This window comes from Bacillus sp. ISL-4, from assembly GCF_018613275.1.
Classification (GTDB): domain Bacteria; phylum Bacillota; class Bacilli; order Bacillales; family DSM-1321; genus Peribacillus; species Peribacillus simplex_E.
In genome coordinates, this window is the sequence record NZ_JAGGQN010000010.1 from 199,571 (window position 1) to 212,717 (window position 13,147).

Below are 13,147 nucleotides of genomic sequence, written 5' to 3' on the forward strand. Positions count from 1 at the left end.
GTTCAGTTAAACTCATCAAGTATTCACGGGCAGTTTGTCCACTTGACGCCCCGGTTCCTAAAGTGACGTGAAGCCGAACCCCTGCATGCTCAAACTTGATTATAAACAGCCCAAAAAAATGAAGAAAGCTTCGACATACGGCTTCCTTTTTAATTGTTTAGAGCATTTTACGATTTATCTACAGACCTCTAACTATCCTATAGTAACAAATTTCTCGCCAATCAACAATGATTGTATGAATAAAAGCCTTCCATTTCCAATTGGTTCCATTTATACTTCTGCCTTTTGATAAAGCGGCTAATACCCCATACCATTTTTAACCATACTCTTCATTAATTAAAATTCTCTTTTCCTTGTTTTGATAAAAATCTCGATTGGGATATTAAATAAATGTATTGGCCAACCATTTCCAACATTCTCCACAGTATGTTCGCGCCCAATACCAGAACTGCATTATCATGCCATGCGTAAGCAAGGGCCACATAAGGTAAAGAGTGGTAAGCAAGTAATCCAGAATATATGATATCTCCCATCATCATCCCAATTAAAAGGACGAACAATCGATGTTTCCAATTTTTAAAAAGTAATAGGATAAGATAATTAAGGAAAATACACAAAAGATAAGAGGGCTTCATGAAAAGCCATATCGGATCAAGCAAAGAAAATAGTTGAAAACTGGCATAAGCGAGAGTGATAATAAGACTTCCGCTGATCAGTTCCATCATCTTGATGATGGATTTCTTCCTAATATATACACACAGTATAAAGAAAAGGTACGGACCGCTCAAATGAACGGAAACCAATAGAGCCTCCAGTTTATAGCCCGCTAATACCATAACGGCTAATAGATGAAAAAGAAAATCAAAACGAAAGGGAACCGTTTTCGGAATAAAAAACATGACAATGACCCAAACTATCCATGAAATCCAATAAAATATAATTCCATCCATGCAACGTCCCCCTTTTAGGAACATTATGGCTCGTTTATTCAAAGTATAAACATAAAGCACGGCATTTAATGAGGAAAACCTTCCCCCTATCAATTAAAAGGAGGTGTGAACATGGGAAAAGATCGGCAAGAGAAGAAATTGAAAGAAAGTAAACGAGTGGAGTCCGACAGGGACCAATCACTGGATCATAAAGGGGCAACAAGAATGGAAGGCCCTGAAGAGGCACGAAAAAGGAATAGTTAAGTCTGTCCCTGAACAAAAAGAAGCATCTCAATTCGTTTCAATTGAGATGCTTCCTTTTGTGGTCATTCATTTAGCATACGCCGAACAATCAATTCCTCTTTGAGATAACCAATGATAGGTATTTCCTTTGATGACTAATTTCGATTTCCTTAATTCTGGGATATTACCGCACCCGAGTGCAGTCATGATGACCTTCAAATCTTCATGTATGTAATGTATTTCTTTAATCAATTGTTCCAAGCCCAACTCTTTATAAATCTTGAGGAAATATCCGGCCAATCCGACTCCTTTCGCCCCTAATGCCAAGCTTTTTGTAATTTCCAAAGGGCTTTGAATGCCACCCGACCCAATGACTGAAAGCTGTGGTGAAACATTAACTGCTTCGACAATCGAAGCGGCTGTCGGTATGCCCCATTCATTAAAATATCCGAGTATTTTTGCTCGTCTTTCGTTCTCGATTTTAGCAAAATTCGTTCCGCCAAACCCGCCTACATCAATGATCGAAACACCCACGGAATGTAATTGACGCACCGTTTCCATACTCATCCCAAATCCAACCTCTTTTACGATGACAGGAATTCCGATTGTTCTGTTGATTTTTTCTATTCTCGAAAGGGTACCCGCAAAATCCCTGTCCCCTTCAGGCATCGTCAATTCCTGGATGACGTTAATATGAATCTGAAGGGCATTGGCCCCGATCATTTCGCTTGCCCGCTTAGCCTGTTCGACTGTTGCTTCACCACCGAGATTACCAATCAACACACCATCAGGGTTTTCCTTCCTTACAACTTTAAAAGAAGCTTGCTGGCCAGAATCCTTGATGGCTGCCATTTGCGATCCTACCGCCATGGCGATTCCTGTTTCCCGTGCTGCAATGGCTAGGTCACCATTCAATTTTTCGGTTTCAGGGCCTCCGCCTCCGGTCATGGCATTTATAAAAATTGGCGAACTTAATTCAAGTTCGCCAACTTCTGCTGTGAGGTTCACATTATTCAAGGAAATACCTGGTAAGCTTTGGTGAATAAACGAAATATCTTCTAGCCCGGTTTTATGTTGCTGTCCTGTCTTTAGTGCAAATTCTATATGATCTAATTTTCGTTGTTTTCTCTCCAAGGCCATCACCATTATTATCTTATTTTAGTTTTTTCAATTGATCACCAATCATTTCACCTAGCTGAAAGCCCTTCGATTCTTCTGGGAGCTCATAATCAGATGTGTTGTAATTGGATTGAGGTTCTTCAAGTTCCTTAATGCTCAATGATAGACGTTGATCCGTTTCATTGACTTCCAGTACTTTCACTTTGACAGACTGGCCTTCTTTAAGTACTTCTTGCGGTGTGGCAATATGCTTGTGCGAAATCTGTGAAATATGGACAAGCCCTTCTACCCCTGGAAAAATCTCCACGAATGCACCGAAAGAAACTAGGCGTTTGACGATACCTTCCAGTGTAGAGCCTTTGGCCGCTTTTTCTGCAATGCCTGCCCAAGGTCCCGGAAGGGTATCCTTAATGGAAAGTGAAATCCTTTCATTATCACGATCGATGGATAGAACTTTCACCTGCACCTTATCCCCTTCGGAAACGACATCGGATGCCTTGTCGACATGCTGATGGGAAAGCTGGGAAATGTGGACAAGGCCGTCTACGCCTCCAATATCCACGAATGCACCAAAATCGGTAATCCTTTGGACCACGCCCTCAAGCACTTGCCCGCTATCAATCTTATCCAAAACGTTTGCTTTTTGCTTTTCCTTTTGGTCTTGGACCACTGCCCGATGTGAGAGGATTAAGCGATTCTTGTCTTTCTCAAGCTCAACGATCTTGAATGTTAAAGTTTTGTTTTTGTAATCAGAAAAGTCTTCAACGAAATAGTCTTCTACTAGAGAAGCTGGAACAAAACCACGTACGCCTAGATCTACAACAAGCCCGCCTTTGACGACATCTTTAACTTCTGCCTCAAATACGTCTCCATTTTCAAATTTCAATTCCAGGTCATCCCACGCTTTTAGAGCGTCAATTTTACGTTTTGATAGAATAAGAGCTTCTTCTTCGACTTTAATGACTTCCAGCTCCAATGCATCACCTTCCGAAACGGCATCTGACGCCTTTTCGACATGCAGGCTTGAAAGCTCACTGATGGGTATGATTCCATCCGTCTTGCTGTTTTCCACATCGACAATGACCTGTTTTTCTTCTACCTTTGAAACGGTTGCTTTAACTTGATCCCCTACTTTGTAATTGTTCACTTCTACCTGGTTCATATCTTCTGTCATTACTAACTCCTCCTTAACCCATGACTGATCAGCAAATTTCCTCTTCATCGGCCACATATTTTATTTAAAGTGGTTCAATAAAAACACTTTCCTACTAAAGATAAAAACAGTTTTTTTAGTGTAATAAAGTTATATTCCTTTTCATCTGCAATAAGGAACAATACCCTTATTTTATAAATTCTAACAAAAACAGAAAATTGTCAAGTATGAAGGACTATTTATGCTCGGAAATCAATTTCCGAATATGGTCCATGATGATTTTTGTAGCTTCATCGGCTGATATTTTCTGTTCGCGATATTCGGTAAAATTTATTGGAGGACCGTAAACGACTTTCAACGGACGCAAAAATTTATACGGGCCGATGATTGCACACGGTATGATAACGGCATCAGACCGCAACGCGAAAAATCCAGCCCCCGCCAAACCTTCTCCCAATTCACCAGTTTTGCTTCTGGTTCCCTCGGGAAACAGACCAATCGCCTTGCCTTCCTTCAAAAGCTTCAAACCTTTTCTAAGGGATTCCCGATCGCTATTGCCCCGCTTCACGGGAAATGCATTTACTCTGGGTAATATACCCTTTAAAATTGGTGCTTGAAACAACTCTTCTTTCGCCATGAAATGGATATCCCTTGGAGATGTCATACCAACTATGGGCGGATCCAAATTATCAATGTGATTGGCACAGATCAATACTCCGCCCTCTTTAGGGAAATGTTCCTTTCCGAGCGCTTTAACCCTAAACGAAGGCATTAAAATGCCTTTTACGACGTTCTTGGCAAATGTGTAAAAATCCAATGTCATCTTTTCCTCTCTTCTATTAAAGACATGATACTTTCTGCAACTTCCTGAATCGTTAATGAAGTCGTATCGATTTCGATAGCATCCGCTGCCTTTTTCAGTGGCGATACCTCGCGTTCGGAGTCCAGCTTGTCCCGTGTTGCGATTTCTTCCCTTAATTTTTCGATATCTGATGGAAAACCTTTCGATATATTTTCCTGATGCCTCCGCTGTGCCCTTTCATCCACAGAAGCGATTAGAAATACCTTTACTTCGGCGTTTGGCAAAACATGTGTACCGATGTCCCTGCCATCCATGACGACACCGCCATTTTCACCAAAGATTTGCTGCCTGCGAACCAATTCTTCCCGGATGCTCCGGTGCTTTGCCACTTCCGAAACGGAACCAGTCACTTCATTGTTCCTGATCTGGGCTGTCACGTCCTCATTATCCAAGAACACCAACTGTCCGTTTTCACTTGGTCTTAATTCGATTTCCGTATTGATGAGAACTTCTGATAATGATTGTTCATCATTCAGGCGAATCTTTTGATTAAGGGCCTTATAGGTAAGGGCCCTGTACATTGCACCTGTATCCACATATATGTAATTGAACTTTTCTGCAACAATTTTAGCAACCGTACTTTTTCCAGCAGCAGCTGGTCCATCGATTGCGACTGATAATTTTTTTTCCATAAATCCTCCCAAGAATCCTACAATCATGCTGATTATTTAATACCCTTTCATTTTATCACAACTAGCGGGAAAATCATTAATAAAAGGGATGTGTACTTTCAAAATAACCTTTGTTCTTTTCTTGATCGCTACTGCCATCAAAAGTTATCCTTTACCTGAAAATCTTCATACAAAAAAAGCGGATCACCGCTTTACTTTTTGGACCCATTGAATGTTTCAATGATTTTCGTATAATTATTGCTGGTGACACCTTCATACCTCGAGAGCTTGGTCAAATCAAAGATTTGATCCTCCCTGCTCAAAAGGAACTGGAAAAAAAATAAGCAGGCCAATTGGATGACGATCACTTTAATTAATAGTCTTTCAAATGTTTTCATAAGCCGCACCCTCCATCCGTTTATATTAGCAGTATGGATGGAATCGCTGTTTTTCATTCAATCATGTTAAAACACGCAAGCCTTTTTTCTTTAAATCCACCTGCTTTTCAAATATAAATCTTATTAATGTCTGTACATCATTTTTTGCAGGATCAAGAAATTGGACGTGCAGCAGCATATTTCCATGCTTTTTCTCCGTTACGCGAGATTGAATAGTAGTTCCTTTTAAAATCCTTATCGAAGCTCCGCCTGCACTGTGTTGTGAGTATTTCGGTTCGAGCATTAAATATTACCAATTTTAACCATCGTCGTCCGCTTCCTTTTTGATTGGAAGGGAACTGCATAATATTACCTACTAATTTTCCCATATAATCCAATTATCATTTAAATTATTATGTCATGAAATAAGAAAAAGGGAAAGTGACCAAGCACATTTCCCTACAACTAATGATTCATTATTTTAAATTAAATTATATTCTCGTATATCGGTTCGGAATTCTTTAATTTTTCCACCTTTTCTTCTTGACCGGTATCTGCATTAATGAAAATACGGTAGGTATCATCTTTAATCGTACCGAGAAATTCATAACAAAGAACTTCTTCACCGATATCATTGATGATTAACGCCTTTCCTTCTTCCATTATTTTTACATTATTGTTGATTTTGTCCTTAGCTTCTTTCTCGGATATATTCGGATTCCCTATTTCCCTGGTTTTATGTGATTTTAAATACTCGTCGGCTGAAAACCCTATAACGGATCCATCATCCAATGCGATTTTGACCTTGACTGAATCTGGATAAATCTTGACGCCATTTTCTGATGTTACGAAATTCAATAATGCGATATTATCGTATTGAGCACTTTCAAATAATTCAAGTGAACTGAAATCATGTTCCTTTAAAAAGTCTTCGGCTTTTGTATAGGCTTGATTCAAATCAATATTTGTTTTGTTCACGTCCCTATTATTGATATACCAAATAGGGTAACCGCCTTTTTTTGTCAAATCCATATTCAATTCGGTGTCGGAATCTTTATCGAGGATGCTCACGCTATAAAATCCAAAATCGGAACCTTTTCCGTTCTCTTCCACATTCACCTTCAAATTCTTGCTTTTTGAATGTGCATAGTTTTTTGCCGTCGAAATTGCTTCTTCTTTCGTGATAGTTTCACCTTGCAAATTTTTGAAATTTTCATCCCTCTGTGGTGCAGAAGTAAAAGTCGGATTCATCTCATTCGTTTCCCCGTAACCAGATACTTTTTTCTCAACAGTCTTTAATCCGTCGATGATCGTGTTATCCGAATTTTCTTTCCCTGATGCAAGAGCCATTTCGACATCCATCCATCTTAAATTGTTTTTAAGGACTAGATACTGCACTTTTCTTAACTCGCCCTGGATGTCCCCGGCCTGTGTGTACAAGGATTGGAGAGTCGCATATTCCTTATCATTCAATGGTTCTTTTTCAAGGTCACGTACCGCCGTTTTATAACTGAAGTCCGCAATTTTAGATAAAAGTTCCTCTGTCTTATTAAAAGGAAGCAAGGTCAATGGCAACTGCCCGACATCACTTTGGGCTTCGGAAGTGATACGCCAAACATCTGTTAAAGCCGGACTTAATGAATAACGTGAATTCATGGCCAAAGTACTGCCGACTTTATCGTGCAATAAATCCACTTGATAGCTTAAATCATGAAAGGCTCGCTGATACGTATTTTCCGCGTTAATTAATATAGCATTTTTTTCCTTATGTTCTTGATAGCCCCAGAATGCAGTTCCCGCAACAACTACAACAAGCAGGGCAATCACTATATTCCTGATCATTTTCCTTCACCTCTTTACTTACAAAAGATATGTTTTCCGATTCTTTTAATTTGTTCCCTTGACCAGATCCATTTGCTTGTTGCTGTATCGGGATTAAAGTAATATTCTGCATTACCGCTTGGATCCCACCCGTTGATAGCATCCACCACGGCTTCTTTCGCCCTTTCGTTCGGTGTCAGCCAAATCTGCCCATCAGCAACAGCCGTAAAGGCCCCAGGTTCAAAAATCACTCCCGAAATGGTATTAGGAAAGGCAGCACTTTCCACTCTATTCAGAATTACTGCTGCAACAGCAACCTGACCAGTATATGGCTCCCCTCGTGACTCTCCATAAACGGCATTGGCCATCAGCTGAATATCGTTTTGAGAATATCCTCCTGGAAGATTGGCTGATGTCGTAGTTTTGGAAGGGGCCTTTCCGGAAGCGGCCCCTCCGGAAGTAGATTTATTGCCTTTTGCTTTTACCTGTTTTTCAATGGGGACTCCCCCATAATAGGTGAACTCGTTCCCTTTATTGATCTGTTCGTGAACAAATTGTTTATTGAAATTAGACGCATTCGTCAACTTCTGTTTTGTTGTTGTCCCCGCCAAACCATCGATTGGAAGCCCGAAATCTTGTTGAAAGTTTCGAAGTGCCCAATAAGTGCCCCATCCATAGGCTCCATCAATCTTTCCTTTATAGTAACCGATGTTTTGCAGGCGTGCCTGCAGCTCAATTACATCATCTCCAACCGCACCCTTTTGAATGACTTGGCCCGAAAAGGCATTTGTTCTTGTTTCCGGGTAAATTACGAAACAAATAGTTATACACGAAAACAGCAAAAGCCATTTCCATTTTGACGAAATTCCTTTCATCAAAAACACTCCTCTTTTTCTTGAATTAATGTAATTCTATTTTCTTCTTTACGGGTTTTTTTATTCCAAACATAAAAAAAACGGAGCGGGCAAAATATGCCAGCACTCCGTTTTGATAGTATTCGTCATTTGCTAAGGTAATGATTTTGTGAAAGTTTTTTCGCGTGAAAGTCAGACAACAGACGTGCCTTCTTTACTTTTTTCATGCCTAACCACCATAGATAAATCATGAATGGCATAATAAAGTACACCCAAAATTTTTGGGAAACTAAAATATAATCGTAAACCCCATGTAACGAAATCGGTATGATCAATGCCAATAATAAATAGACCCTATTATTCGAAGCCGAAAATTTCGCCTTGCCTAAATAATATCCCATGATCACACCGAACAAAGCATGACTGGATACAGGGAGTACCGCCCTGAGAAAAGCGTGTTCCACCCCGTTGGCCAGCAGGTACAAAATATTCTCCATTGTGGCGAATCCAAGGGAGACTGCAGCTCCGTAAACAATCCCATCATATGGCTCATCGAATGCCACATGCTGATAAATAACATAAATGAGTATGAACCACTTGAAGAATTCCTCAAGCAGTGCAGCCCATAAAAAGGCATTTGCTAAATCAGTATTCAGGATATGTTCGGTTTCGAGCACATACTGTATGAACATAATCGGCAATACAAGAAATACACCGAATAAAAATGTTTTGACTACAACCGATATCGGCTCGGTTTCATATTGGTCTTTCAAATAGAAATAGCTCAGTAGCGCCAATCCTGGCGCAATAGCCGCTGACAACATGACCAGCATTAGCTGACCCTCTTTTCATCTTCTTTTCCTTAATCGTACCATGGAATGAAGAAAAACTGAATCCAAGAATCAAGTCTTCCAAATTTTATTTATTCCTTCAGTACTTAAAGAAGGTCTCATCTATAGGATTTTCGCTTGCCAGCATGACAGCTAACTTGATTCGAGCCTTCTTGCTGTCATAATCAGCTCCTAATATCACACCGCGTTGTTTTAAATCAAATGCGCTGCCTTCATAATCATAAGCGGGGTAAACTTTTCCTTCTTCTGCACTTGTAGTCATGATGATCGTAATTCCTTTATCGATTGCAGCTTGTATGGAAGTAACCATTACAGGGGTAACTTGTCCCCTTCCTACACCCTCGAGCACAATTCCTTTCGCACCGTTTGCAACCGCAGCATCAATAAAGAGGCCATCAGCGCCTGTATGGCACTTGATGATATCCACCCTTGGGATGCTATTCTGAATATCATAACACTCCCTATGCAAAGGTTTTTGATAGATGCTGACGACATCATTATCAATTATCCCCAAATATCCATAGCCAAAAGATTCGAACCCCTGCAAATTGGAAGCATGAACTTTTTTGACATATTTTGCAGAATAGATCCGCTCATTAAAAACGACCACTACTCCAACATCCCTAATAAGATCACTCGCAGCGCATAATATCGAATTCCTTAAATTGGAATATACATCAGTGCCCACCTCTTGAGGAGAACGTTGGGAGCCGGTTAATACGATAGGTCGTTGATCCTTACTCGTGACATCAAGGAAATAAGCAGTTTCCTCAAGTGTATCCGTACCGTGGGTCACGACGATTCCCGTAACTTCGGGATCCTCCAATTCCTTTAGAATGGCTGAATTAAGCTGTTGCATTTTCTCAAAGGACATGGACATGCTTGAGATCTGGAAAAGATCAACCACTTTTACCTCGATATCGTTGGGCAATTCGCAAAGTGATGCCAACTCATGGCCAGTCAATGCACCAGAGGCCAGCATACCATTCACAGTTTCTTTACTGGCAATAGTCCCACCAGTCGTTATTAACGATATTTTTTCCATACGGTCACTGCTCCTCATTTAAATAATTCACTTTTCTTTAACAGCCAAATGATAGGCAATCAATCCACCATGAAACCTGCCGTTCTCGATGAAGATTTCGTTCGCATTATTTCCGGCTGCCAGAACTCCTGCAATATAAAGACCTTTAACGTTCGTCTCCATCGTTTCCTCGTTATATGCGGGCCTTCCAGTCTCCTTATCAATAGTAATGCCCATTGAAGCTAAAAAGGAATGGTCAGGATGGTAACCAGTCATTGCAAATACAAAATCATTTTTAATGACTTTTTCCTCATCCCCCACATGGTAGATGACGCTGTCTTCCGTTATCCTGTCAACATTTGCATTAAATTCCATCTTGATGGTTCCATTGCGGACTAATGCCTCAAATTCAGGAAGAATCCAAGGTTTGATACTTGGAGAGTAATCCGATCCTCTATAAAGGACTGAAACCCTTGCTCCTGATTTGACCAATTCCAGAGCGGCATCCACACTTGAGTTTTTGCCACCGATGACTGCAACATCACAATTGAAGTAGGGATGGCCCTCCTTGAAGTAATGAAACACCTTAGGGAGCTGTTCACCCGGTATGCACATATAGTTAGGATGATCATAGTAACCGGTCGATATGATCACATGCAAAGCTGTATACTCACCTTTCGATGTCTTGACTAAAAACTTCCCATCTTCTCGTTTTTCCACATTTTCCACTTTTTCGAATGTATTGACCCGCAATTCTTCCCTTCTGACTACCTCCCTATAATAGGCTAGCGCCTGATTGCGGACCGGTTTACGGTTTTCGATTATAAAAGCAATATCACCAATCTCGAGTTTTTCACTCGAACTGAAAAATGTTTGATGTGTCGGATAGCGGTAAATGGAATCAACCACATTGCCTTTTTCAATGATCAAGGACTGTATTCCCACTTCTTTAAGAGCGATCGCAGCAGCCAATCCACAAGGGCCCCCACCTATGATAATGACTTCTTCAACATTCATCTTTATTCCACTGCCTTTCCATGCACTATGTAATTCGTTCGTCTAAAAAATAAAAACTCCTATCAATACATGATAGGAGTTTTTACAAATCATTTCAATGATAATGCAATGAACAAGATTTTAACTATAAATCAATACATGATTCGAATCTTTTAGATCCAACCACGGAAGCGAGAAGCTTCAGCCATTTTTCTTACGCCAATCATATAAGCCGCTAGGCGCATATCAACACGTCTTGATTGTGCAAGTTCATAAATGTTATTAAAAGATTTCACAAGGATTTTTTCCAGCTTTTCGTCAACTTCTTCTTCTGACCAGTAATATCCTTGATTATTTTGTACCCATTCGAAGTAAGAAACCGTTACACCGCCAGCAGAAGCAAGGACATCAGGAACAAGAAGGATTCCGCGATCCGTAAGGATTTGTGTCGCTTCAATCGTTGTAGGTCCGTTAGCTGCCTCGACAACGATCGATGCTTTGATTTCAGCAGCATTTTCTTCAGTGATTTGGTTTTCAATTGCAGCCGGAACTAAAATATCACATTCCAATTCAAGCAGTTCTTTATTTGAAATTGTGCTTTTAAACAATTTCGTTACGGTTCCGAAACTATCTCTCCGATCGAGAAGATAATCGATATCCAATCCTTCAGGATCATGAAGAGCACCATATGCATCCGAAATCCCAATAACTTTAGCACCTGCGTCATGCATGAATTTAGCTAAGAAACTACCTGCGTTACCAAAACCTTGAATGACTACCCGTGCACCTTTAATATCGATGCCGCGTTTTTTGGCAGCTTCATTGATACAAATCGTCACACCCTTAGCAGTGGCTGATTCACGGCCATGAGAACCACCAAGCACTAGCGGTTTACCAGTAATGAATCCTGGCGAGTTGAATTCATCCATACGGCTGTATTCATCCATCATCCAAGCCATGATTTGGGAATTTGTAAATACATCAGGTGCCGGGATATCTTTAGTCGGCCCCACGATTTGGCTAATTGCGCGAACATAGCCCCGGCTCAGCCTTTCAAGTTCACGGAATGACATATTACGAGGATCACAAACGATACCGCCCTTACCCCCGCCGTATGGCAAATCAACGATACCGCATTTCAAGCTCATCCATATGGATAATGCCTTCACTTCACGTTCCGTTACATTAGGGTGAAAACGGATACCACCTTTTGTAGGCCCAACAGCATCGTTATGCTGGGCACGGTAACCTGTGAAAATTTTAACCGAGCCATCATCCATGCGGACCGGTATCTTCACCGTTAATAAACGCAATGGTTCCTTCAACAGCTCAAAAACTTCTTCCGGGTAACCCAGTTTATCCAAGGCTTTATGTATTACAGTTTGGGTAGACCTCAGTACGTCGTGTTTTTCTTCTTCATTTGCATGGCTATTGCCTTTTGCCGATTCCATTAAAAGTACCTCCTAGAAAATCTCCATATATAAAATTATAATGTACAAATAGTCCTCTTCATGTGCTAGTATACACCTTCGTTATATTAATGCAAGAGTAAAAATGGGAATTTAAAAGTTGGAAATATTCTAAAAATGAAAACGTTATCATATCAACTGTTTTCTTCCTCTTTTTGCGTATATCTTCTTCGGCAGAAAGTTGAGACAAAAAAGGCAAACCGCATTGTTTTTACCATAATGTGGCTGCCTTGTCTCATTTGTTTTACATCAGCTAAAGTGTGTGAGCAAAACATGTATCGCTTCATTTTCGATTATACATGCTCCATATTCATTGATGCGGCTGAGTGTCAATGTAGATGCATGGCCATACTCAGCCGCTAAAGATATGACCGTGTCATACGTCGTGTCTTTAACATTCTCGATAAGTAAATAGTATCTTCCCTCAAAATGATAAAGAGTACTATTAAGCAAACCTTGAAAAGATAATCTACGACATAATTGGATGATATCTTCAAAGTCATTGAAAACATACAGAATATGAGGGAAGTCATCTATTTTCACTTGTAAATCCAAGAATTCCTCTTCGTCAGTCAATAATTCCTCTTCGTCCTTTGTCACGATGATTATCAACCCTTGTGCAGGCAAAGAGAAAATTTCGATTGCAATGGAGCCACTCATTTTAAAGCTGAGTTCTTCGCACGCTTCTTCGACCATATCCTGAAATAGCTTGTGGACCTTTAAGGAATTCCCTAAAATATCTTCTTTTGTTATGCCTCTATCAATTAAATCATCAAGGGTCAAAAAAATCTTGATTTTATTATTAGTTAATCGCTCCAGCTTCATAAAAAAATGCCCC

15 protein-coding genes are annotated in these 13,147 nt (G+C 40.2%); 1 reads left to right on the forward strand and 14 read right to left on the reverse strand.

What is annotated here, in order from left to right; translation table 11 throughout:
• Positions 1 to 332: 332 nt before the first annotated feature.
• On the reverse strand, positions 333 to 950 hold the full coding sequence (locus tag J7J00_RS07300) for a YphA family membrane protein (protein ID WP_214789431.1): 618 nt from the start codon (positions 948 to 950) through the stop codon (positions 333 to 335).
• 111 nt (positions 951 to 1,061) lie between these two features.
• Between J7J00_RS07300 and J7J00_RS07305 the strand changes: the two genes are divergently transcribed.
• Positions 1,062 to 1,193 (forward strand): YpzI family protein, encoded by a 132-nt coding sequence (locus J7J00_RS07305; protein ID WP_076365623.1) that lies wholly within the window; start codon positions 1,062 to 1,064, stop codon positions 1,191 to 1,193.
• A gap of 66 nt (positions 1,194 to 1,259) precedes the next feature.
• Here J7J00_RS07305 and fni read toward each other — a convergent pair whose 3' ends face one another.
• From fni to J7J00_RS07370, 13 genes are all read right to left on the reverse strand, one after another.
• Entirely contained in the window at positions 1,260 to 2,306 is a 1,047-nt protein-coding gene (fni, locus tag J7J00_RS07310) for a type 2 isopentenyl-diphosphate Delta-isomerase (RefSeq protein ID WP_214789448.1), read from the reverse strand.
• Between the two features lie 19 nt (positions 2,307 to 2,325).
• Positions 2,326 to 3,465, reverse strand: a complete 1,140-nt coding sequence (gene rpsA / locus J7J00_RS07315; protein ID WP_214789451.1) for a 30S ribosomal protein S1 — start codon at positions 3,463 to 3,465, stop codon at positions 2,326 to 2,328.
• A 214-nt stretch (positions 3,466 to 3,679) separates the two neighbouring features.
• Positions 3,680 to 4,261 carry a lysophospholipid acyltransferase family protein gene (locus J7J00_RS07320; protein WP_192208331.1) on the reverse strand — a complete coding sequence of 194 codons (582 nt, stop codon included), beginning with the start codon at positions 4,259 to 4,261 and terminating at the stop codon, positions 3,680 to 3,682.
• Positions 4,262 to 4,263: 2 nt separating this feature from the next.
• A complete protein-coding gene (gene cmk, locus J7J00_RS07325) occupies positions 4,264 to 4,938 on the reverse strand; it encodes a (d)CMP kinase (protein ID WP_214789454.1) in 675 nt (224 codons plus the stop codon).
• Between the two features lie 191 nt (positions 4,939 to 5,129).
• Positions 5,130 to 5,315: a YpfB family protein gene (locus J7J00_RS07330; RefSeq protein ID WP_214789457.1), complete on the reverse strand. Its 186-nt coding sequence runs from the start codon at positions 5,313 to 5,315 to the stop codon at positions 5,130 to 5,132.
• Positions 5,316 to 5,376: 61 nt separating this feature from the next.
• On the reverse strand, positions 5,377 to 5,598 hold the full coding sequence (locus J7J00_RS07335) for a PilZ domain-containing protein (protein ID WP_214789460.1): 222 nt from the start codon (positions 5,596 to 5,598) through the stop codon (positions 5,377 to 5,379).
• 182 nt (positions 5,599 to 5,780) lie between these two features.
• A complete protein-coding gene (gene ypeB, locus J7J00_RS07340) occupies positions 5,781 to 7,136 on the reverse strand; it encodes a germination protein YpeB (protein WP_214789463.1) in 1,356 nt (451 codons plus the stop codon).
• A gap of 14 nt (positions 7,137 to 7,150) precedes the next feature.
• Entirely contained in the window at positions 7,151 to 7,990 is an 840-nt protein-coding gene (sleB, locus tag J7J00_RS07345; RefSeq protein WP_214789465.1) for a spore cortex-lytic enzyme, read from the reverse strand.
• Between the two features lie 125 nt (positions 7,991 to 8,115).
• A complete protein-coding gene (prsW, locus tag J7J00_RS07350; RefSeq protein WP_076365613.1) occupies positions 8,116 to 8,802 on the reverse strand; it encodes a glutamic-type intramembrane protease PrsW in 687 nt (228 codons plus the stop codon).
• Between the two features lie 97 nt (positions 8,803 to 8,899).
• A complete protein-coding gene (locus tag J7J00_RS07355) occupies positions 8,900 to 9,865 on the reverse strand; it encodes an asparaginase (RefSeq protein ID WP_214789468.1) in 966 nt (321 codons plus the stop codon).
• Positions 9,866 to 9,892: 27 nt separating this feature from the next.
• On the reverse strand, positions 9,893 to 10,861 hold the full coding sequence (locus tag J7J00_RS07360; RefSeq protein WP_214789471.1) for a YpdA family putative bacillithiol disulfide reductase: 969 nt from the start codon (positions 10,859 to 10,861) through the stop codon (positions 9,893 to 9,895).
• Between the two features lie 152 nt (positions 10,862 to 11,013).
• Entirely contained in the window at positions 11,014 to 12,291 is a 1,278-nt protein-coding gene (locus J7J00_RS07365) for a Glu/Leu/Phe/Val family dehydrogenase (RefSeq protein ID WP_214789474.1), read from the reverse strand.
• Positions 12,292 to 12,558: 267 nt separating this feature from the next.
• The gene (locus J7J00_RS07370; RefSeq protein ID WP_214789477.1) at positions 12,559 to 13,134 is read right to left on the reverse strand and encodes a genetic competence negative regulator; all 576 of its coding nucleotides are present in this window, start codon (positions 13,132 to 13,134) and stop codon (positions 12,559 to 12,561) included.
• Positions 13,135 to 13,147: the final 13 nt, after the last annotated feature.

What these genes read in the sequence shown, in the direction of transcription:
- J7J00_RS07300 (WP_214789431.1), bottom strand. Translation starts at nt 950, where the DNA reads ATGGATGGAATTATATTTTATTGGATTTCATGGATAGTTTGGGTCATT.
- J7J00_RS07305 (WP_076365623.1), top strand. Translation starts at nt 1,062, where the DNA reads ATGGGAAAAGATCGGCAAGAGAAGAAATTGAAAGAAAGTAAACGAGTG.
- rpsA (WP_214789451.1), bottom strand. Translation starts at nt 3,465, where the DNA reads ATGACAGAAGATATGAACCAGGTAGAAGTGAACAATTACAAAGTAGGG.
- cmk (WP_214789454.1), bottom strand. Translation starts at nt 4,938, where the DNA reads ATGGAAAAAAAATTATCAGTCGCAATCGATGGACCAGCTGCTGCTGGA.
- J7J00_RS07330 (WP_214789457.1), bottom strand. Translation starts at nt 5,315, where the DNA reads ATGAAAACATTTGAAAGACTATTAATTAAAGTGATCGTCATCCAATTG.
- J7J00_RS07335 (WP_214789460.1), bottom strand. Translation starts at nt 5,598, where the DNA reads ATGCTCGAACCGAAATACTCACAACACAGTGCAGGCGGAGCTTCGATA.
- ypeB (WP_214789463.1), bottom strand. Translation starts at nt 7,136, where the DNA reads ATGATCAGGAATATAGTGATTGCCCTGCTTGTTGTAGTTGTTGCGGGA.
- sleB (WP_214789465.1), bottom strand. Translation starts at nt 7,990, where the DNA reads ATGAAAGGAATTTCGTCAAAATGGAAATGGCTTTTGCTGTTTTCGTGT.
- prsW (WP_076365613.1), bottom strand. Translation starts at nt 8,802, where the DNA reads ATGCTGGTCATGTTGTCAGCGGCTATTGCGCCAGGATTGGCGCTACTG.
- J7J00_RS07355 (WP_214789468.1), bottom strand. Translation starts at nt 9,865, where the DNA reads ATGGAAAAAATATCGTTAATAACGACTGGTGGGACTATTGCCAGTAAA.
- J7J00_RS07360 (WP_214789471.1), bottom strand. Translation starts at nt 10,861, where the DNA reads ATGAATGTTGAAGAAGTCATTATCATAGGTGGGGGCCCTTGTGGATTG.
- J7J00_RS07365 (WP_214789474.1), bottom strand. Translation starts at nt 12,291, where the DNA reads ATGGAATCGGCAAAAGGCAATAGCCATGCAAATGAAGAAGAAAAACAC.
- J7J00_RS07370 (WP_214789477.1), bottom strand. Translation starts at nt 13,134, where the DNA reads ATGAAGCTGGAGCGATTAACTAATAATAAAATCAAGATTTTTTTGACC.